Genomic DNA, 21,328 nt, shown 5'->3' with positions numbered 1-21,328 from the left:
GCGAAAAGCTGACCCGGTAAAAGGTCAGCTTTTTATTTATTCGGCGATGTTGCCCATAGAGATGGCGATTCGGTTCCAGCTGTTAATCTGATTAATGATGAGGATGAGATCAACATATTCTTTTTCATTATAAAATTTACGCACCTCCTGATAAACATCATCAGGCATACGCTTGTTAGAAATAAAAGTGACATGCTCCGTCAGCAATAATGCTGCTTTTTCTTCAGGTGTATAAAAACTGCACTCTTCCCAAGCGTTTAATCCGTAAATACGCTGTTCGGTTTCTCCCATTTTTCGGGCATCTTTCGTATGAATGTTAATGCAGTAGGCGCAGCCGTTCAATTGTGATGCTCTTATTTTCATTAGCTCTCTTGTTGTCCGGTTAATGCCGGATGTTTTCGTGTATGCCTCCATATTCATCATGATATGTAACCCATCAGGTGCTATTTGATCGTAGGGAATCCTCTTCGTCATCATTCCCTCTCCTTTCACTGCTGTATCATTATTACATGATGATTGGGTTAAAAAGAAAACAGCCTGAAGCAGATCCAAGCTGTTTTTCTTAACAGTGCAGCGCACAACATGCCGCTTTATCGTTTATTTAAAGTTTCTTAATCCGCGGTCGTACAGAAAGTTTCCGAATGGGACGAATGCGGCGACGAAACCGGCGGCTGACCATTTCAGCGACCATTTCACAGAGAACGTCACATAGGCCAACACAAGCAAATACAAAATAAACAATCCGCCGTGAACAGAACCGACAATTGTTACCGCAAGCGAAAGGCCTGCCCAATATTTGAGCGGCATGGCGACGAAAAGCAGGATTAAGAGTGACATTCCTTCAATAAAACCCATCGTGCGAAGTCTTCCGATCGGCGTTTGCAGCATAAATCGCCCTCCTTGTGGACACGTTTTCATCTATACTATAAACAATCCGGCGGGCATATATGACAAGTTTGAGAAAATGTTCGGAAAACATTCATATTTAAAAAATCTATCTTGGACCTCAGTCTTGTCATTTACACAAATTCCCGAGATAATGTGAACAAAAATAAAAGAAGGATTTTGATATGAAACTTGACCAAATTGATTTGAATATCATTGCGGAACTGAAAAAAGACAGCCGTTTGTCCATGAGGGAGTTAGGAAGGAAAATTAAGCTGTCCCCGCCATCGGTCACCGAACGGGTGAGACAGCTGGAATCGTTTGGCATCATTAAGCAATATACGCTGGAGGTTGATCAGAAAAAACTTGGCCTTCCAGTTTCCTGTATTGTCGAGGCAACCGTCAAAAACGGGGATTACGATCGATTCAAAAGCTACATTCAAACGCTGCCGAATATTGAATTTTGCTACCGGATTGCGGGAGCGGCCTGCTATATACTGAAAATCAACGCGGAGAGCCTTGAAGCAGTAGAAGCTTTCATCAACAAAACAACGCCTTACGCCCAAACCGTCACTCACGTCATTTTCTCAGAAATTGACACGAAAAACGGGCGCGGTTAGAGAGTGTTTGTTCAAGTCTGTTATAATAAAAGGATGAGCGTGAAAGAAAGAGAAGTGATCAAGCATGTCAAAAACAGTTGTATTAGCTGAAAAACCTTCAGTCGGCCGCGATTTGGCCCGGGTGCTGAAGTGCCATAAAAAAGGGAACGGTTATCTCGAAGGAGATCAATATATTGTCACATGGGCTTTAGGCCATTTGGTGACACTTGCTGATCCGGAAGGCTACGGAAAAGAATTTCAATCATGGCGGCTTGAGGATCTGCCGATTATCCCCGAACCGCTAAAGCTTGTTGTTATCAAAAAAACCGGAAAGCAGTTCAATGCGGTGAAAGCGCAGCTTACCCGCAAAGATGTCAATCAGATCGTCATCGCCACTGATGCCGGCCGGGAAGGTGAGCTCGTCGCACGCTGGATCATTGAAAAAGCGAACGTCCGCAAACCGATCAAACGGCTGTGGATTTCATCTGTAACGGACAAAGCGATCAAGGAAGGTTTTCAAAAGCTGCGCAGCGGCAAAGAGTATGAAAATCTGTACCACTCAGCCGTTGCCAGAGCAGAAGCGGATTGGATTGTCGGCATTAACGCGACCCGTGCGCTCACCACAAAATTCAATGCCCAGCTTTCATGCGGACGTGTGCAGACGCCGACGCTAGCCATGATTGCCAAGCGCGAAGCGGACATCCAAGCCTTTAAGCCTGTACCGTATTACGGCATTCGCGCAGCAGTCGATGGAATGACGCTGACGTGGCAGGACAAAAAATCGAAGCAGACGAGAACATTCGATCAAGGCGTGACAAGCCGTTTGCTAAAAGAACTTGATGGAAAACAGGCGGTGGTCGCTGAACTGAAAAAAACAGCGAAAAAAAGCTTTGCTCCTGCGCTTTACGACTTGACGGAACTCCAGCGGGACGCCCACAAACGCTTCGGATTTTCCGCAAAAGAAACGCTCTCAGTTCTGCAGAAGCTGTATGAGCAGCACAAGCTTGTCACATATCCGCGGACAGACTCACGGTTTTTATCCAGTGACATTGTCCCAACCTTAAAAGACCGGCTGGAGGGCATGGAAGTGAAACCGTATGCCCAATATGTCACTCAAATTAAAAAGCGCGGCATCAAATCGCACAAAGGCTACGTCAATGATGCTAAGGTGTCAGACCACCATGCGATTATCCCGACTGAAGAGCCGCTTGTTCTCAGCAGTCTCAGCGATAAAGAACGCAAGCTGTATGACCTGATTGCCAAACGTTTCTTGGCTGTGCTGATGCCGGCTTTCGAATATGAAGAAACAAAGGTCATGGCAGAAATCGGCGGAGAAACCTTTACGGCGAAGGGAAAAACCGTACAGTTACAAGGCTGGAAAGCTGTTTATGATATGGTTGACGAGGATGACGAGCAGGAGGACGACAGAGATCAGACGCTGCCGGCTCTGCAAAAAGGCGCCTCGCTCACTGTTCGCACATTAACTGAAACAAGCGGCCAAACCAAACCGCCGGCCCGTTTTAATGAAGGGACGCTGCTGTCAGCTATGGAGAACCCAAGCGCCTTTATGCAGGGAGAAGAAAAAGGCCTTGTCAAAACGCTTGGCGAAACAGGCGGTCTCGGCACGGTTGCAACGCGTGCCGATATTATCGAAAAACTGTTCAACAGCTTTTTAATTGAGAAAAAAGACAAAGACATTTTTATCACCTCAAAAGGAAAACAGCTCCTGCAGCTCGTTCCTGAGGATTTGAAATCACCTGCCTTAACGGCAGAGTGGGAACAAAAGCTGTCCGCCATTGCGGCCGGAAAATTAAAATCCGCTGTCTTTATTAAAGACATGAAGGCTTATGCTAAGCAAACGGTAACAGAAATCAAAAACAGCAGCCAAACCTTCAGACATGATAACATCACGGGAACGGCATGTCCGGAGTGTGGCAAAATGATGCTGAAGGTCAACGGCAAGCGCGGCACCATGCTCGTGTGCCAAGACCGGGAATGCGGAAGCAGAAAAACGATCGCCAGAAAAACAAACGCGCGCTGCCCGAACTGCCATAAAAGAATGGAGCTTCGCGGCCAAGGAGAAGGCCAGACCTTCGCGTGTGTTTGCGGGCACCGTGAGAAGCTTTCTGTATTTGAAAAACGGAAAAACAAAGACAAAGGGCGCGCTACAAAGCGGGACGTCTCTTCTTATATGAAAAAACAAAATAAAGACGAATCGATTAACAATGCGCTGGCGGAACAGCTGAAGAAACTCGGTTTGGATCAATAAAAAGAAACCTGTGCGATTCGCACAGGTTTTTTATTGGACTTAGGTCCTGTTTTTTGAAAGTTCAAAAAGGGGAAAAAAAGCTAGTAATCTTCGTTTTTTTCTTTTATAGTTAATATAATTTGTAACATGGCAGTAATAATTTCGTCATATATTGGTGCGTCTGATTCGCTTCGGACGACAAAGGGGGACTTGCCTGTGCGGCATGTGTTGGTCGCTGCTATCTTATTTTGCTTATCTATCGGACTTTCCGCAGGGTGTGCTGAAGCTGGGAATAAAACCCTATATCAGTCTGAGGCAGATATGAATACCCGCCCGCTTCAGCCGGCGGAGTATTTCATCTATCACAATCTTATGAATGACCAAGGGCTTATCAAAACGGATTTCTCAGATCAGCCCTCCTATTTATCAGAATCGATTGGCCTGTGGATGGAGTTTTTGGTCAGCAGACAAGATGCCTCGCATTTTCAGGAGCAATATCAGCATCTGAGGGATTCTTTTCTTCTGAATCATCAGTTGGTGACATGGAAGATACAAAACGGTCAAGCGAGCGGGACAAACGCGCTGATTGATGATATGAGAATCATGGTGTCTCTCGATCAGGCAGCTGCTCTTTGGGGGAGCAGCCAATATGAAAAAACTGCCCGTGATATTGGCACGGCTTTAAAGATATACAACATGTACAACGGGATGTTTACAGACTTTTACGATTCAGCCTCTCATGCCGCTTCAAAGGACGTGACGCTTTCGTATGTCATGCCCGATGCACTAGCTGTTTTGAAAAAGTATGGAATCATAGACGAAGAAACAGAACAGCGAAATGCCGATGTTCTCTATCTAGCCCCTTTAAAGAATGGTTTCCTGCCAAAGACGTACAGCGCAGAGTCGAAGCAGTACAAATATGACAGTGAAGTAAACGTCATTGACCAGCTGTACGCCGCGTGGCATTTGCCGGAAGGGGATGAAAAAGCCGATGTGATAGCAGAGTGGGTCAAAAAGGAATTTCAGGCAAACGGAAAGCTGTACGGACGATATGTGGCAGATACGAAGGAGCCTGCCGTCCAATATGAGTCGCCGTCCGTATACGCGTTAGCTGTTTTATTTTTAACAAAACAGCATGAAGACAGCTCGGTCATCAAAGCGATTTATGATAGAATGAATGACTTTGAAATTCTTGATCCGGCGAAACCGTATTATGGGGGTTACATGAGCGGCTCCGACACGCACTCGTTCGACAATCTGCTGCCGCTGTTAGCCGAAAGGAAGCTTTTTAATGAAACGATCATTCAATGAATCACAAAAATTATATGCTTATCTTTCAGGGCTCATCGCAGCCCTGTCTCTGTTTATTTTTTATGTGTCCGCCGAGCAGTCGGAGGGCTTTCTGATCATTTGCATTACATTTGTCGTGATCGGGGCCGGCATTTGGTTCGGTCCGATTTACGCGCTGGCGGTCACCTTAATCGTTCTCTTTGTTCTCGGCACGCTCATGATGTTTTTTCAGACTGGACAGGCTGTGATGTTTTCAGCTGAAGACGGGCTGCGCATGCTTATCATGTGGGGAATTGCGCTTTTGCTGTTTTCCTTTATATCAGGAAGAATTCATGATATCGCAGCAGAGCTGCGCCATTCAGTCAAACGTCTTCAATCTGAAATCAAAAGCTTCGTGGCTGTCGATAGAGTGACGGGCTTTGATAATAAGCAAAGAATGAAGCTGGAACTGTCAGAGGAAATCAAACGGGCGGAGCGCTACGGCAATTCCTTTGTCTTTTTGCTGCTTCATATGCATTATTTCAAGGAATTTAAGTCTTTGTACGGGGAGAAAGAGACCGACCTTCTCTTTCAATTCGTCAGCCGGCAAATCAGGTCAAGCGTCCGGGAAACGGATAAAAAATTCCGCCCCTCTGATGAGCGCTTCGGCATTGTGCTGACACACACGCCGGCTGAACATATGCCGGCCGTCCTGACAAAGCTGAAAAAACAGCTGGACACGTATCAGCTGACAAACGGAAAGTATGTGTCGCTTACGTTCCATGTCTGTTATTTACCTTATCGAAGAGATATAAGGACAGCTGATCAATTTTTAGAAGAACTGGAAAACGAGATGATGATGAATGAACTTTAAAAGAATAACGCTACTCTGCGTGTCCGTTCTGATGCTGACAGCTATTGCTTCTTTTCCTATTTCTGCCCAAGCGAAGGAGAAGGATGACGGCATTCTCATCATCTATTCAACCTTGGACGGCAAAGAGTCGCCTCAAGTCAAAATGCTCGATTTATTGGCTGGCCATTTTGCAACTCATGTCACGGTCAGAAAAGATTCGGATGTTACAGCATCTGATGTGAAAGGCAAAGAACATGTCATCTATTACGGGCAAACGAAAAGAAAGCTCAGCAAAAAACTGGTGTCTCTTATCAGCGGCGTAAAAAAACCCGTCGTCGCCATCGGCTATAACGCCGGACAAATTAGCCAATTTTCCGGTCTTTCCTTAACCCGAAAAGAACATGTCTATCAGATTCACAGCAGCACGGAAAAAAACGATGTCTCCTTAGAGAGCGGGCTTCACGTGCTGAGCGTATCAGGCCTGAAAGGAAAGGGGCTGTATACCTTTACATCTGATGACGGCAAAACGAGTCCGTTTATATGGAAAACGGATAAATCAAATGTGTACATCGGCTTAACCAATCTGTTAAATGACAATCTGATCGTTGCGAAAGAGCTTCGTGAAGCATTTGGAGAGAAGGCCGGAACCGCGCTTTTATATTTGCGGCTGGAGGATATCAGCCCGATGTCTGATGAAACATTGCTGCTTCAAGCCGGTACATATCTGTACAAGAGACATGTGCCTTTTATCCTGTCAGTCATTCCTGTGTATCTGAATCCGGAAACAGGCGATAAAGTGTATTTGTCTGATAAACCGAAGATGGTCAAGGTATTGAAAAAACTGCAAAGCATGGGCGGCAGTATCATTGTTCATGGCTACACACACGCCTATCGCCACAGTGAAACAGGAGAGGGCTTCGAATTTTGGGATGCCAAGGCGGACCAGCCGATCACTTCGGAAAATGCTGATGACACCCCGTCCATTTTGGAAAAGGAACAGGCTTTTCCGAACGAACAGGCCTATAAGAGCTATTTGAAGCCGTTTCAGGAAAAGGAAGAAACATATACAAGGCAAAAGCTGACGCACGCCATTGAGGATTTAACCTCGGCAGGACTTTATCCGCTGGCATTTGAAGCCCCGCACTATACGATGTCTGAGTACGGCTATCAAATGGCTTCACAGTATTTCTCAAGCATTTTCGGGCAGGTGCAGCTCAGCGATACAACATGGAAAACCTCCGGTGCATCCCCTTTTTTGACCAAACCAGCTATGCTGCATGGGATGACACTGTATCCGGAAACAATCGGTTTTGTCGATACATCAAAGCAAAACCCGCTCGGCGATATGGCGGAACACATTTCCCAGATGATTGATTTTGAAGGCGGAGTGGCCGGAGGGTTTTATCACCCGTATCTCGGGATGAAATATTTGCCGGAGCTCGTTGACCAGATGGAACGCATTCCGGACAGTGAATGGCTTGATTTGAAGAAAACGCAGCAAACTGTCAAAACGGACAAAGTGGAAATCCATACAAGCGGTGACGGAACGGTTCACGTAAAAAACAATGTAAGTGCCATTGGCGAGTTTTTTGACCACCATCGGCAAACCCCGCTGGAAAAGGCGTTATGGATTCTCTCCGCCGTTGTGCTCTTGTTTGTCGTGATGTTTGTCAGCTATACGTTTTACTTGAGAGCCACATTGAAAAAACGAATGTTTAAGGAGAGAAGAAGCCTTGGGTAATACGCTGTTCTTTATCTCGCTAAGTTTAATATGGGTGATGCTTCTCTATCACATGTTTCTCATGCAAGGCGGATTCCGCCACTACATGACCTTCGAGCGGAACATTCCGAAGTGGAGAGAAAACATGAAGGAGCTGCCGAAGGTCAGTGTGCTCATCCCGGCCCATAATGAAGAAGTTGTGATTCGGCAGACGCTGAAGGCAATGGTGAATCTTTATTATCCGAAGGACCGGCTGGAGATTATTGTGGTAAACGATAATTCTTCAGACCGGACGGGTGATATCGTCAATGAATTTTCCGAGAAATACGATTTTATCAAAATGGTGATCACAAAACCGCCTAACGCCGGAAAAGGCAAATCCTCGGCGCTCAACTCCGGTTTTGCTGAATCGAACGGCGATGTCATTTGTGTATATGACGCCGACAACACGCCTGAAAAAATGGCCGTGTATTATCTTGTTCTCGGTCTGATGAATGACGAGAAGGCAGGCGCAGTGGTGGGGAAATTCCGCGTCATCAATGCGGCAAAAACGCTGCTGACGAAGTTTATCAATATTGAAACGATCTGTTTTCAGTGGATGGCGCAGGGAGGCAGATGGAAGTGGTTCAAAATCGCTACCATTCCCGGAACCAACTTCGCGATCCGCAGAAGTATTATTGAAAAGCTCGGGGGCTGGGATGATAAAGCGCTGGCTGAAGATACCGAGCTGACCATCCGGGTGTATAACCTCGGCTATCACATCCGCTTTTTCCCGGCAGCTATTACTTGGGAGCAGGAGCCGGAAACGTGGAAGGTGTGGTGGCGCCAGCGGACGAGATGGGCGCGCGGCAACCAATATGTCGTCCTGAAGTTTTTGGCGCAGTTTTTCAAACTGAAACGAAAACGGATTATCTTTGACTTGTTTTACTTTTTCTTTACGTATTTCCTGTTTTTCTTTGGCGTGATCATGTCAAACACGATATTTGTGGTCAATCTGTTTTATGATTTGCATTTGTCGGTCGGGTTTTTGGCAATGATCCTTTGGATTTTGGCGTTTTTCTTATTTATGACGGAGGTCATGATTACGTTAAGCATCGAAAAAACAGAAATGAACAGGCAAAACTTCTTTATCGTATTTCTTATGTACTTTACGTACTCGCAGGCATGGATTGTGCTCGTGATCTATTCTTTATTCGTAGAAATCAAGCACCGTTTATTCAAGCAAGAGGTCAAATGGTACAAAACAGAACGATACAATCAACATAAAAGCGGGTGACCTTTTTGAAACAACTACTTATTTTTCTTACAAGCTTTCTGCTGCTGGCAGCGACTGGACAATCGGCCTTCGCTCAAGAGATGCAGGTCGATGGCTCGCTTCTGGGCAAAAGCAGCCGTGAACAAGCCAAACAGCAGGTGCTGACAAACGATCTTATGACATTGTACGGATCAAAAGACAGCGCGGAACTGACGTATCAGATTCCGGCAGGCGCCTCTTCCGGCAGCCAGCAATTGGTGATTGAATATGAGGCATCAGATCTCTTAATTTCTCCTTCATCGTTAACGGCTGTAATTGACAATGAACCGGTAAAAACGTTAAAGCTAAACGGCGATTCAAAACGGAAAATACTGAAGCTGAACTTGAACAAAAGCCAGTCCGCCCCAGGCTATCACAGCGTATCACTGAAATTTTACGGCGTCATGAAAGAGGGCGTCTGCGTCAGACAGGATACGTCCGGCAACTGGATCAAAATTTATCCGGACAGCCGCCTGACACTAGCGGACAGCAGCGAAGCGAAGGGAACGTCACTTGAACATTACCCATACCCATTTGCCCAATCGGGAAATACAGCGGAAGAGACTGCTATTGTCATTCCGGATAACCCGAGCTCGGCAGAAATTGAAGCGGCTGTCAAAACAGAAGGCTACCTGAAAACTGCGGACAGCAGTGTCAGCATTTCGTTTGTGAAGGAATCTGAAGTGAAGCAAATCGACAAGCCGACCATTTTCATCGGAGTGGATAAGCATTGGAACGGCAAGGTGAAGAAGCTGATCAAACAAGCCGGCTTACAGGCAAAAGGAGAAAAACTTCTGCTTGCGGAGCGCGTGCTGAAAGCACAGGGCAAGCAGCAGCCGGTTCTGTTTGCACAAGCGGCATCTGATGATGTGCTCTCAGAAAAAATCAGCGTCATCGCCGATCAGACTTACACCGGCCAGCTAAGCGGGGAAACACTTTCAATTGGCAAGCTTCAGAAGGCTGAAAAGCAGGTAAGCAATAAGCTGACCCTTGAGAAATTCGGGGCAGAAGATATGACAATCGGAGCTGACAAAACATCTTCAGCACATTATTTTTATCCGGCTTCTGCGATGATAGACCAAAATCAATCAGCCAAGCTGTCGCTTAAACTAAAGAAATCGGAAACGATTCAAGCAGCCGCGGCAGAAAGCGGTTCAGCCTCTCAAGCAGCAGAGCTGAAGGTCCTCATCAACGGTCAGCCGCATTCAGTTCGCCTTGATGAATTAGGGAAAGAAGATAAAAACGGATACTATCATGTCACGCTGAAAGTAGACCCGGAGCTGCTGCAGAAAAACCGCTACATTGATATACAGTTTATCACCACGGGCTTAAAGGAAAACAACCCTTGCAACACAACGGACGAAGAGAAATGGGTCTTTATTGATAAAAGCAGCACATTGTCTTACACAATCAAAGGCACATCTCCGTCAGCCGATTTTAAAGAATGGCCGCTTCCATACGCCGGAAATCAGGAACAGGCAACACTGATTGTGCTTCCTGACAGCGTGAGCAAATCCAAGCTTAAGGAGCTTTCTCTCGTTACTGATTCTTTTGGAAGCGAAGCCCAGCAATCTTTCACAGTAAGGAAAGCATCTGAAGTTAAAGCGGAGGACGCGAAAGGCCGGAACTTAATTTTCATCGGCGGCATCAGCCAGTTCTCTCTTTTGAAAGAGAAATCTTCTGATCTGCTCGTGCCTCAAGCGAAAAACGGCTCGTTTGACGTGTCGGGCTTTGAAATGCTGAACGAGACGACGAAACAAGTGGCATTTACCCAAGCGTCTTTATGGGATTCAAATTATACGATGGCTGTTTTTGCGCCGCTGAAAGGAAATGGCGCGGCCGTCACAAAAGAAATCATCAGCTTTTTGAACAGCAATGATGACACGGCGACCGTCATCAATGAAACAAACAGCCAGCAGGTGTTTACAAACCACCAGCAGCTCAAATCGGAAACAAACAGTTCTGAAACAGAAAAAACAGCACAAGATCATGGGCAACAACTGCTGTATATCGGCGTGCTGGCTCTCATGATGGTAATTGCGGCAGCCTTCATTTGGGTAACCGTTAGACGAAGAAAGAGAAAGACAGACAGAGAATAAGGCAGAGGCTGATATCAGCCTCTGTTTTTTTATTTTTGGTTTAAATTTTCCATTTGTGGAACCTGTCATTTTATTTTTTTCTCCCGGCCGATAAGCCTCTTTACAACATACGTAAACGGGAGTATGATCTCTTTTAGAAAACAAATCGCTTAATCTGTAAACAGAGCGGGGGACCCATTTTGGCGGCATTTTGCCGCTCGGGGTGAATCCTTTTTAGGTAGGGCAAACTCTCATATGCCCGAATCCGTCAGCTAACCTCGTAAGCGTTCATGAGAGGAGATGAATGAAACCTGTGTTCGATGTTAAGGCACAGGGGCATCCGTTTGCCTCTGTGTTTTTTGCTGTTCAATTTTCAGGATGTAAATCGCATACAGAGACATCATAGCAGAAAGGACTATTACAAAATGTGAGAGCAGATGCGGATGTTTTATTGTTTTAATGAAAAATGAAATTAAAAGGGGAAGACATCGATGTATCATTCAATCAAACGTTTTTTGATTGGGAAACCGTTAAAATCACAAGCAGCAGGAGAACAAAAACTGACGAAATTAAAGGCGCTTGCCATGCTCTCCTCAGATGCTTTATCATCTGTCGCTTACGGAACGGAACAAATTCTTATCATATTGGCGGCGGTAAGCGCTGCTGCATTTTGGTATTCCATTCCGATAGCGGTCGGCGTACTCATTTTGCTGCTCGCGCTGATTCTCTCATACAGGCAAATTATTTACGCTTATCCGCAGGGCGGCGGGGCGTATGTTGTATCAAAAGAAAACCTCGGCGAAAAGCCCGGGCTGATTGCAGGCGGTTCATTGCTTGTCGATTATATATTAACTGTAGCAGTAAGTATTTCCGCAGGGACGGACGCCATCACGTCGGCGTTCCCGGCACTGCATGATTACCATATACCGATTGCTGTTTTACTTGTTTTAGTGATTATGATTTTAAATCTGCGGGGGCTGTCAGAATCAGCATCGATTCTTGCTTACCCGGTGTATCTGTTTGTGGCGGCGCTTTTCATCCTGATTGCCGTCGGTCTTTTTAAGCTTATGACAGGACAAATTGATCAGCCAGTCCATCATACACCGATCGGCACACCGGTAGCCGGCATTACGCTGTTTTTGCTGCTTAAGGCTTTTTCATCCGGCTGCTCCGCGCTCACCGGAGTTGAAGCGATCTCCAACGCGATTCCAGCCTTCAAAAACCCGCCTGCGCGAAACGCGGCGAGAACGTTGGCTATGATGGGGATCTTGCTTGCGGTTCTGTTTGCCGGTATCACAGTACTTGCATACGGTTACGGGACGGCTCCGAAACCGAATGAAACGGTCATTTCACAAATCGCGTCGGATACCTTCGGCAGAAATGTGTTCTACTATGTCATTCAGGGTGTGACATCGTTAATTTTGGTCCTTGCGGCGAATACGGGCTTTTCAGCCTTCCCGCAGCTTGCCTTCAACTTGGCGAGAGACCAATACATGCCGCGCATGTTTACAGTAAGAGGCGACCGCTTAGGCTTCTCAAACGGGATTATCTTTTTAGGCGTTGCCTCAATTGTGCTGATTCTGTTATTTGGAGGGCAGACGGAGCACTTAATCCCGCTATACGCGGTCGGTGTGTTTATTCCATTTACCCTTTCACAAACAGGGATGTGCATCAAGTGGATCAAACAAAAACCAAAAGGCTGGATTGGAAAAATGCTGATCAACGCCTGCGGCGCATTGATATCGTTTATGGTTCTGTCCATCCTGTTTGTCACGAAGTTTAATGTCGTATGGCCTGTTTTAATCTTTATGCCGATCGTCGTTTTTTTGTTTTTTGCGATTAAAAATCACTATACGGCTGTCGGTGAACAGCTTCGTATCGTAAACAAACAGCCGGAAGAAATCAAAGGTACGGTCGTGATTGTGCCTGTAGCCGGCGTCACAACCGTCGTGCAAAAATCCATTCAATATGCGAAATCACTGTCAGATCAGGTCATTGCCGTTCACGTGTCGTTTGACAGAGAACAGGAAAAGAAAGTGGAAAAACGCTGGGAAGAGCTGAATAATGGAGTGCGTCTCGTCACGCTTCACTCTTCGTACAGAAGCCTGGTCCATCCGTTTGATAAGTTTTTGGAAACTGTTGAAGCAAAAGCGAAGAAGAAACAGTTTTCTGTCATGGTGCTGTTCCCGCAATTTATCACAAAAAAACGCTGGCACACCATTCTGCACAACCAGTCAGCCTTCCTGCTCAGAGTCCGGCTGTTCTGGAAGAAGGACATAATCGTTGCCACATTGCCGTATCATTTTAAAAAGTAAGCAGCTCAGACCAAGGGACATCTCCTTGGTCTTTTTTAAATAAAGGGGAGATGGCGATGTATACGGAAGGGGCATTTGTCATAGTGACAAACACAAAACGGCAGATTCTGCTGGTCAAACGAAAAGACGTTCCTTTATGGGATTTGCCGGGCGGACGGGTTGAATCAGGAGAAACCCCGGAGGCAGCGGCGGTCCGGGAGGTAATGGAAGAAACGGGATATCTGATAGAGCCTTCCGGGAAATTGGGTGTCTATCAAAGACCTAAGTTTCAAGACGAACAGCATGTGTTTGCAGGGAACATAACAGGCGGACAAGCGATAGAAAACGGCATGGAAACGGCCGGGCTGAAGTGGTTTTCGCCGGAGCGATTGCCGCTTTTGATGGTGCCAAACCGGAAAATGCAAATCAGAGATTTTCTAAACGGCGCTGCGGGCATCCGGATTACCGTCAAGGACAACAGCTTTTTGGCGGCCCTAGACCTGTTCAGAAGGAAATACAGCAAGCGATAGTTGCCTCCGGGTTTTAAACGCCTCCCCCTGTGGTATTGAAAAAGGAAAAAGGAGGATACGGCATGGCACACAAAACAGCAGGACAAACAATGACAGAACTGCTTGAACATTGGGGAGTTGATCATGTTTACGGCATCCCCGGAGACAGCATTAACGAATTTATTGAGGAACTGAGACACGAAAGAAATCAATTGGAATTCATCCAAACCCGCCATGAAGAGGTGGCAGCGCTGGCAGCCGCGGCTGAGGCAAAACTCACCGGCAAGATCGGTGTCTGCCTGTCAATTGCAGGGCCGGGTGCGGTGCACTTATTGAACGGTTTATACGATGCAAAAGCGGACGGCGCCCCTGTGCTTGCGATTGCAGGTCAGGTTTCCTCAGGCGAAGTCGGGCGGGACTACTTTCAGGAGATTAAGCTTGAGCAAATGTTTGAAGACGTGGCAGTGTTTAACAGGGAGGTACATAGCGCGGAGTCACTGCCGGATCTGTTGAATCAGGCGATCCGCACTGCCTACAGCAAAAAAGGCGTTGCGGTATTAAGTGTGTCAGATGATTTGTTTGCGGAGAAAATCAAACGGGAACCCGTTTATACATCACCGTTGTATATTGAAGGGAATCTTGAACCGAAAAAAGAACAGCTTGTGACATGCGCGCAATATATTAACAATGCGAAAAAGCCGATCATTTTGGCGGGACAGGGAATGAAGAAGGCGAAGCGGGAGCTGCTGGAATTTGCGGATAAAGCAGCGGCGCCGATCGTCGTCACGCTCCCCGCAAAAGGCGTTGTTCCCGATAAGCACCCGCACTTTCTCGGCAACCTTGGACAGATTGGGACAAAGCCGGCCTATGAGGCAATGGAAGAATGCGATTTGTTAATTATGCTTGGCACCTCGTTCCCGTATCGTGATTACTTGCCGGAAGACACACCGGCCATCCAGCTTGATTCAGACCCGGCGAAAATCGGCAAACGCTATCCGGTAACAGCGGGGCTTGTCTGTGACTCGGCTCTCGGTCTGCGCGAATTGACGGAGTATATTGAACGGAAGGAAGACAGAAGATTCCTAAATGCCTGCACTGAACATATGCAGCATTGGTGGAATGAAATCGAAAAAGATGAAACTGAGGCGACAACACCGCTTAAACCTCAGCAGGTCATCGCACGTCTTCAGGAGGCAGCAGCGGAAGACGCGGTGCTGTCTGTAGATGTCGGCACTGTCACCGTCTGGATGGCACGGCATTTCAAAATGAACGTCAACCAGGATTTCATCGTTTCCAGCTGGCTTGCGACAATGGGATGCGGCCTGCCGGGAGCTATAGCGGCGAGCTTGTCTGAACCGGAGCGCCAAGCCATCGCAGTCTGCGGTGACGGGGGCTTTTCCATGGTCATGCAGGATCTCCCGACCGCAGTCAAATATAAGCTCCCGATTACTGTTGTCATTTTAAACAATGAAAATCTCGGCATGATTGAATATGAACAGCAGGTCAAAGGGAACATCGACTATGTCACAAAACTTCAGAATGTCGACTATGCCGCATTTGCAGAAAGCTGCGGAGCAAAAGGCATCAAGGTGACGAGAGCGGAAGAACTTGCACCGGCTTTCCATGAGGCGCTTCACTCCGATCAGCCGGTCGTTGTCGACGTCATGATCGGAAACGAACCGCCGCTGCCCGGCAAAATCACCTACGGACAGGCAAAAGGCTTCAGCAAATATATGCTGAAAAACTTCTTCGAAAACCAAAAAATTGAAATGCCGTCTTTGAAACAAAGCTTAAAACGGTTATTCTAAAAAAACAGGGGCCCGTGAAGGCTCCTGTTTTTTGATTTTACGGAGGGTGAGTCATAAAATCGGTTGTTTGAACCTTTAAAATGACTCGTATATTTATTGGGATCAGCAGGAATGATCTATGCAGCCTGTCATGATTTTCGCCGTGCTCAAAACAGACACAAGGACAAATGCATCTTCTTTCAAAGCAGATGCATTTGTCCTTGTCTGTTTCATCTGTTTATTCTTATCAAATCTTACAAAATGAATGTCTTTATAAGCTTATTTCCCTTTTTTCGAAAGTCCGAAAAAGAAAGGAAAAGCAGAACCAACTAATAAAGTGCCGAATAAAAACATTCCGCCGATAAACACGTGAAAATTAGCGCCTCCGGCCGTAAAAGCGGTAATCAAGGAAATGATACTGAGCACCACCATGGCGATGCCGGGCGCGATTCGCATTTTTTTACCTGTTGATTTATAAGCGATAACAGAACATAAAATTCCGATAACAATAGGGACAATCCATAAATAAAACAGAATAAATACTGACATTATCAAAACTCCGATTTTTTCTTCTATCATAACAAATTTCTGTAAAAAATGATATCAATGAGCTTTTAAGCCAAAATAAAAAACCGGCTCTTTCAGCCGGTTTTTTTCTAACGGAACGTATCGACGATCAAAAACACATTCAAAGCAACAATCAGCACAGCGATCAGCCAAGAAACCACTGTTACCCATTTGGCATTGATCAGCGAACCCATAATCCGCTTATTGCTTGTGAACATAATAAGCGGGATTAAGGCAAAGGCAATGCCGAAGGAAAGAACCACCTGGCTCAGCACAAGAGCCGACGTCGGATTGACGCCTGATGCGATGATCAAGATCGGCGGAATGATTGTGATGAACCGCCGTACATACAGCGGGATGCGGTAGTTGATAAATCCCTGCATAATCACATCGCCTGAAAGTGTTCCGACAGACGAGCTGGACAGGCCCGCAACCAGCAGGCCGATTCCGAATAACGCGGCTGAAACAGGACTGACAAGATGACCGAACTGCTGAAACGCGACATCAAGGTCCTCGACAAACAGCCCGTTTTTGAAGAATAATGCGGCAGCCACAATCAGCATACTCGCATTAATAGCCCCTGCAATCAGCATCGCTATTAAAATATCAATAAATTCGAATCTGAAGATTTTCTTCCGTTCAGCATCTGTTTTGCCGACCACCCGCCGCTGTGTGAGGGCAGAGTGTAAATAAATGGCGTGCGGCATAACGGTTGCGCCGAGAATACCTGCTGCAAGAAGCACGCTGTCGGTGCCATGAAATGTCGGAACGAAAAGTCCTTTCATCACTGAGACGGCATCCGGCTTTGCAAAAAAGGTCTGCAGTGCAAAGGCGATGACCACTACAAACAGCATGCCGGCAATACCGGCTTCAAGTGAGCGATAACCGCGGCGCTGAAGCTCCAAAATCGCGAAAGAGCCGATCGCCGCAATAATAGACGCTTCGAGCATCGGGATGCCGAACAGCAAATACAGTCCCAATGCCGCTCCGATAAATTCCGCCAGATCAGTCGCGATAATGACGAGCTCGCCTTGAATCCATAAGCCGATAGAGACAGGCTTAGGAAATTCCTCACGAGCGACCTCAGGCAGGTTTTTGCCTGTCGCGATACCGAGTTTGGCGGAGAGTGATTGGATCAAGAGCGCCATGATATTAGAAAATAAAATCACCCATAGCAGCATATATCCATATTTAGAACCTGCTGATATATTTGTTGCGAAGTTACCGGGATCGATATAGGCAATGGCTGCAATAAACGCCGGGCCTAAAAAAGGCAGCAGTCCTCTGAATCCTCTGCTTTTCCCGTCAAGCGCATCTTGGACTGCTTTGGAACGGGGAGATTGTGCTGTGATGTCCTTATTCATCATGTACTCACCTGAATTCTAATTGTTTTTGCCATACAACAAAGAGTTTCCTTAAACCAAATTATTTTATCTACATCATATGACCATCACGATTTCTTGTCAACCAATGATGTTCAAAAATGACACTCAAATTTTTCCCTGTTATGTAACATGATATGTAGGGCATCTGATAAGGTCCATACATAAAAAGACATCGTTTCTGTATGAAACGATGTCTCCTGAATCATCTAATATCTAGGCTTCCTTGCGCAGTCCGCGGAATACGAGGCTCAGTAAGAATACGAAGATCGCTGCCCCGATAATTGCCGGAATAATGGCAAATCCTGCAAGGCTTGGTCCCCAAGTTCCGAGTAAGCCATGCCCGATCCATGCGCCGATCAGCCCTGCAATCATCGAACCGAAGATTCCTCCAGGCATGCGATTGCCGACGATGGCGCTTCCGATTAGTCCAATTAAGATAGCAATAACTAATGAAACCAAAAAGCTAAGCATCATATTCACCTCTCCTTAATGATTTATATATCAATTACCGTTCTAGACAGATCCGAAACGTACAAAAGCATATTTGGTTATGATCCTGTTTTTATCTTTCTCTGCACACTGCCGTCAGCCAAATGAACAATTACTTCTGTGCCTTTATGTTCCGCAATTTCCTTCGCTCGTTCAATCGCTTCCTTTTTCGTATCCTTGATTTCAGATACACGTTTGGCATCCTCAGCTTTGACGGCCCAGCCACTTTTATGTTTGATGACATGCTCCGCTTTATTCATTAGCTCAGGTCTGGCGTCATCGTTTGCCTCCTCATCGCGTTCTGTTTCATCATCATGTTTGAGGAAGTCGTCAATTTCCTTTTTTGAGGCGTTTTCCGCCCATTCCTTTGCTTTGCTCGTCGCAATCGGAATGGCGCGTCCGTCCTCATAGCCTTCATCAATCATGGCATTCGCAATTTCAATCGCCTTTTTCTTCACAGGCTTCTCGAGATTTTTCAGTGAAGCGGGGTAATCCTTCATAGACCAAGGCATATCCATCACTCCTTCTGCTTTTATAAAAATGGTACCCGCAGGTGAAAAATAAAAACGTTTTATAGAAAAATGAAGGTATACTATATAGTAGAAAAAAACGGAAGGGAAGTGCGAGTTGGGTGACAACAGAACGAAAAGAAGACTTACATCAGCAATTAAAAGAAATAGAGAAATGGGAAAAGGAGCAGCAAAAAGTCTGGTTTTGGGAAAAACTCAGCCGTCTCCCGTTTCAGCTGCTGGACAAGCTGACGCCGGAATTCATCCAGAAAAAGATCGGCAAGCTTTTGGATGAGGTGGGCAGCTTTGTTCAAACTGGAGGACAGTACCTGACATCGGAAAAACAGATTATCAAAACGTTTCAAAAGAAACTGCCCGAGCAAACCTTTGAATCACTGGAGGACGTACAAAAAGCGCCTCTGACTGTTATGGATGATGTTGCTGAAGCGATGGGCAAAAACCGAATCAACGCTGCAACCGTTCAGGGAGCGACCACGGGTGTGGGCGGCGTATTTACACTGGCGGCAGACATTCCGGCTGTGCTCGGTTTATCATTAAAAACACTGCAGGATATCGCAGTGGCCTATGGCTATGATCCAAAGGAGAAAAAAGAGCGGGTCTTTATCGTAAAATGCTTGCAGCTTACTTCAGCAGATGTTGTCGGTAAAAAATCCATTCTGAGAGAATTAAAAGATTATGATCAGGACCGTACATATAAGAATGTCGCTTCCCAAATCCAAGGCTGGAGGGAAGTGGTTTTAGGCTACCGTGACACCTTTGGCTGGAAAAAGCTTTTTCAAATGGTGCCGGTCGCGGGTATGGTCTTTGGCGCGGCGGCTAATCGCTCGACCTTAAATGACATTACCGAAACAGGCATGATGCTCTATAAAAAGCGGCGCATCCTCGAGCGGCTCATAGAAACAGAACAGAATCATGAATAGAAGAAAAGCAGACGGGCACCGCATTCCGTCTGCTTTTTCAGTCAAAACACACTCAATGTGTTTTGTTTGTTTAAAAGAAATGACAGCGGGAATACAACAACCAACACCAATTAAAGGAGGAATTCAAAATGGCACAAGATAACAAAATGAGCAGAGAAGAAGCAGGTAGAAAAGGCGGAGAAACGACTAGCAAAAACCATGATAAAGAATTCTATCAAGAGATTGGTCAAAAAGGCGGAGAAGCCACTAGCAAAAACCATGACAAAGAATTCTATCAGGAAATCGGCGAAAAAGGCGGAGAAGCCACTAGCAAGAACCATGACAAAGAGTTCTATCAAGAAATCGGTGAAAAAGGCGGAGAAGCCACTAGCGAAAATCATGATAAAGAATTCTATCAAGAAATCGGCCGTAAAGGCGGAGAAGCGACAAGCAAAAATCATGATAAGGAATTCTATCAAGAAATTGGCTCAAAAGGCGGAAACGCCCGCGACAACGACTAACTAAGTAAAGCATAAAAGGCAGACAACCTGTAGATAAAAAGCGATCCGGCGCAGCAGCTGGATCGCTTTTTATGATGAAATGGAAAAAATATACCTTCCCAATGACGTTTCTGCGGTAAAATAGGTGAAAAAGGAGTTTTCACTTATGCCTAAGATGCAAAACCTGCTCGCCATCGCTAATGAAGTCAAAGAAAAGCACGCTAATTTCTCCATTTCAGAGGTCAATGACCATTGTGTACGGCTCGCTGTGTTTACAGGAGAATACGACTGGCACCATCACCCTGACTCAGATGAATTATTCATTGTTCTTGAAGGTGAGCTGCTTATTGATTTTAAGAACAAAGAAACCGCGGTACTCAAAGCAAATGACAGCCTGCTGATCCCAAAAGGAACGGTTCACCGCACGCGCTCTTACGTCAGGACCGTGAATCTCTGCGTCGAGCACATTCATGCGGAAACGGTCATAACAGAGGAATCAAAATGCTGATCAAAAAGATTGTATCTGGGGTGGACGCGGCAAACGCTGAAGCATTTTCAAACGCGCAGTCACAGTGGGGAGCATTATCACATGTAAATGGCTTCATCAAACAGACCGGCGGATGGCGGATAACAGCGGATGGGCTGTTCACCGCAGAAATCACCAGCGTTTGGGAGAACAGAGAAGCTTATGATGCTTTTATGGAGAACGAACACGACATCATCTATAAAGAAATCGAGCAAAAGGGCACGATTCTCTCTATCGAAGTGACGCTGTCTCAGGTGGATGCAGAGGAGGCCGCTTGTTTATTTGACAGCAGGGACATTGAATACGAGCCTGGATGGACTGTGGCAAAAGCTTAGTGAAGAGAAGTCGTCCTAAAAAAGATGATTAGCTGATTTTATCACTCATAATAACAATAAAGATATTCTCCTGTTATTTTGATTGAATTAGAATGAAGAAAATGGCATTCAATTGTGAAATCAGGGGGATTGATTCAGATGACTTTTCATTTTAATGAAATTGATCATATTCAGCTTGCGGCTCCTAAAGGCTGTGAAACTATTGCAAGACAATTTTACGGCGGCATATTAGGCTTTCGGGAAATTGAAAAACCTGATGTTTTAAAAGCTCGGGGCGGAGTCTGGTTCACTTTTGGGAATAGACAATTGCATATCGGGATAGAAGAACCTTTTGTCCCCGCTAAAAAAGCACACCCTGCCTTTGAGGTTATGAATATAGAAGGTTTAAAAGAACATTTGAAATGCAATGGAATTGGAATAGTTGAGGACAATAAACTTCCGGGAGCGGACAGATTCTATATTTCAGATCCATTTGGCAATCGTCTGGAGATGCTTGAGCGGCAGAAAACGCACAAAAAAAGATAGATCACCGCTGGAGTGATCTATCCTTTTTATGATAGC

The 21,328-nt window shown here is 45.8% G+C and carries 21 protein-coding genes and 1 riboswitch; of the genes, 15 read left to right on the top strand and 6 right to left on the bottom strand.

Annotated elements, in window-relative coordinates; all coding sequences use genetic code 11:
* Nucleotides 1-36 precede the first annotated feature (36 nt).
* Nucleotides 37-474 (bottom strand): carboxymuconolactone decarboxylase family protein, encoded by a 438-nt coding sequence (locus tag H7F27_RS18575; RefSeq protein WP_024120261.1) that lies wholly within the window; start codon nt 472-474, stop codon nt 37-39.
* 123 nt (nt 475-597) lie between these two features.
* The gene (locus tag H7F27_RS18570; protein ID WP_010333070.1) at nt 598-888 is read right to left on the bottom strand and encodes a DUF3817 domain-containing protein; all 291 of its coding nucleotides are present in this window, start codon (nt 886-888) and stop codon (nt 598-600) included.
* Between the two features lie 182 nt (nt 889-1,070).
* Between H7F27_RS18570 and lrpC the strand changes: the two genes are divergently transcribed.
* From lrpC to H7F27_RS18520, 10 genes are all read left to right on the top strand, one after another.
* A complete protein-coding gene (gene lrpC / locus H7F27_RS18565; RefSeq protein ID WP_010333071.1) occupies nt 1,071-1,505 on the top strand; it encodes a transcriptional regulator LrpC in 435 nt (144 codons plus the stop codon).
* A gap of 64 nt (nt 1,506-1,569) precedes the next feature.
* Entirely contained in the window at nt 1,570-3,753 is a 2,184-nt protein-coding gene (locus tag H7F27_RS18560) for a DNA topoisomerase III (RefSeq protein WP_101860300.1), read from the top strand.
* A 195-nt stretch (nt 3,754-3,948) separates the two neighbouring features.
* Nucleotides 3,949-5,043: a glycosyl hydrolase family 8 gene (locus H7F27_RS18555; RefSeq protein ID WP_185848270.1), complete on the top strand. Its 1,095-nt coding sequence runs from the start codon at nt 3,949-3,951 to the stop codon at nt 5,041-5,043.
* Complete coding sequence (locus H7F27_RS18550; RefSeq protein WP_185848269.1) at nt 5,024-5,875, top strand: diguanylate cyclase domain-containing protein; 852 nt, start codon at nt 5,024-5,026, stop codon at nt 5,873-5,875. Before H7F27_RS18555 ends, H7F27_RS18550 begins: the two co-directional genes overlap by 20 nt.
* The gene (locus H7F27_RS18545; protein ID WP_185848268.1) at nt 5,865-7,595 is read left to right on the top strand and encodes a DUF2334 domain-containing protein; all 1,731 of its coding nucleotides are present in this window, start codon (nt 5,865-5,867) and stop codon (nt 7,593-7,595) included. Before H7F27_RS18550 ends, H7F27_RS18545 begins: the two co-directional genes overlap by 11 nt.
* Entirely contained in the window at nt 7,588-8,850 is a 1,263-nt protein-coding gene (locus H7F27_RS18540; RefSeq protein WP_003240289.1) for a glycosyltransferase family 2 protein, read from the top strand. The genes H7F27_RS18545 and H7F27_RS18540 overlap by 8 nt, the downstream gene beginning before the upstream one ends.
* 5 nt (nt 8,851-8,855) lie before the next feature.
* A complete protein-coding gene (locus H7F27_RS18535; RefSeq protein ID WP_185848267.1) occupies nt 8,856-10,967 on the top strand; it encodes a cellulose biosynthesis cyclic di-GMP-binding regulatory protein BcsB in 2,112 nt (703 codons plus the stop codon).
* A 136-nt stretch (nt 10,968-11,103) separates the two neighbouring features.
* A riboswitch (cyclic di-AMP (ydaO/yuaA leader) is annotated at nt 11,104-11,248 on the top strand.
* A 189-nt stretch (nt 11,249-11,437) separates the two neighbouring features.
* Nucleotides 11,438-13,261 (top strand): potassium transporter KimA, encoded by a 1,824-nt coding sequence (gene kimA, locus H7F27_RS18530; RefSeq protein ID WP_024120267.1) that lies wholly within the window; start codon nt 11,438-11,440, stop codon nt 13,259-13,261.
* Nucleotides 13,262-13,317: 56 nt separating this feature from the next.
* The gene (locus H7F27_RS18525) at nt 13,318-13,770 is read left to right on the top strand and encodes an NUDIX hydrolase (protein WP_101860304.1); all 453 of its coding nucleotides are present in this window, start codon (nt 13,318-13,320) and stop codon (nt 13,768-13,770) included.
* Between the two features lie 62 nt (nt 13,771-13,832).
* Nucleotides 13,833-15,557 carry a pyruvate oxidase gene (locus H7F27_RS18520; protein ID WP_095714111.1) on the top strand — a complete coding sequence of 575 codons (1,725 nt, stop codon included), beginning with the start codon at nt 13,833-13,835 and terminating at the stop codon, nt 15,555-15,557.
* 258 nt (nt 15,558-15,815) lie between these two features.
* On the opposite strand, the gene H7F27_RS18515 is transcribed toward H7F27_RS18520, so the two are convergent.
* The 4 genes from H7F27_RS18515 to H7F27_RS18500 form a co-directional block, all read right to left on the bottom strand.
* The gene (locus H7F27_RS18515) at nt 15,816-16,085 is read right to left on the bottom strand and encodes a hypothetical protein (RefSeq protein WP_010333081.1); all 270 of its coding nucleotides are present in this window, start codon (nt 16,083-16,085) and stop codon (nt 15,816-15,818) included.
* Nucleotides 16,086-16,192: 107 nt separating this feature from the next.
* Nucleotides 16,193-17,470, bottom strand: coding sequence for an Nramp family divalent metal transporter (locus tag H7F27_RS18510; RefSeq protein WP_049809886.1), 1,278 nt, complete (start codon nt 17,468-17,470; stop codon nt 16,193-16,195).
* Nucleotides 17,471-17,701: 231 nt separating this feature from the next.
* Nucleotides 17,702-17,959: a GlsB/YeaQ/YmgE family stress response membrane protein gene (locus H7F27_RS18505; RefSeq protein WP_010333083.1), complete on the bottom strand. Its 258-nt coding sequence runs from the start codon at nt 17,957-17,959 to the stop codon at nt 17,702-17,704.
* Nucleotides 17,960-18,036: 77 nt separating this feature from the next.
* Nucleotides 18,037-18,489, bottom strand: a complete 453-nt coding sequence (locus tag H7F27_RS18500; protein WP_024120271.1) for a DUF2188 domain-containing protein — start codon at nt 18,487-18,489, stop codon at nt 18,037-18,039.
* A gap of 119 nt (nt 18,490-18,608) precedes the next feature.
* Between H7F27_RS18500 and H7F27_RS18495 the strand changes: the two genes are divergently transcribed.
* The 5 genes from H7F27_RS18495 (at nt 18,609) to H7F27_RS18475 (ending at nt 21,292) form a co-directional block, all read left to right on the top strand.
* Nucleotides 18,609-19,427 (top strand): EcsC family protein, encoded by an 819-nt coding sequence (locus tag H7F27_RS18495; RefSeq protein WP_185848266.1) that lies wholly within the window; start codon nt 18,609-18,611, stop codon nt 19,425-19,427.
* 128 nt (nt 19,428-19,555) lie between these two features.
* A complete protein-coding gene (gsiB, locus tag H7F27_RS18490) occupies nt 19,556-19,927 on the top strand; it encodes a glucose starvation-inducible protein GsiB (protein ID WP_010333086.1) in 372 nt (123 codons plus the stop codon).
* A gap of 145 nt (nt 19,928-20,072) precedes the next feature.
* On the top strand, nt 20,073-20,414 hold the full coding sequence (locus H7F27_RS18485; RefSeq protein WP_103671951.1) for a cupin domain-containing protein: 342 nt from the start codon (nt 20,073-20,075) through the stop codon (nt 20,412-20,414).
* A complete protein-coding gene (locus tag H7F27_RS18480; protein WP_185848265.1) occupies nt 20,408-20,767 on the top strand; it encodes a YdbC family protein in 360 nt (119 codons plus the stop codon). Before H7F27_RS18485 ends, H7F27_RS18480 begins: the two co-directional genes overlap by 7 nt.
* A 138-nt stretch (nt 20,768-20,905) precedes the next feature.
* Complete coding sequence (locus tag H7F27_RS18475) at nt 20,906-21,292, top strand: VOC family protein (RefSeq protein WP_185848264.1); 387 nt, start codon at nt 20,906-20,908, stop codon at nt 21,290-21,292.
* Nucleotides 21,293-21,328 lie beyond the last annotated feature (36 nt).

The organism is Bacillus sp. PAMC26543 (assembly GCF_014250375.1).
GTDB classification, from domain to species: Bacteria; Bacillota; Bacilli; order Bacillales; family Bacillaceae; genus Bacillus; species Bacillus halotolerans.
Note: the sequence above shows the minus strand (reverse complement) of the source record. Positions and strands in the feature narration are given on the sequence as shown.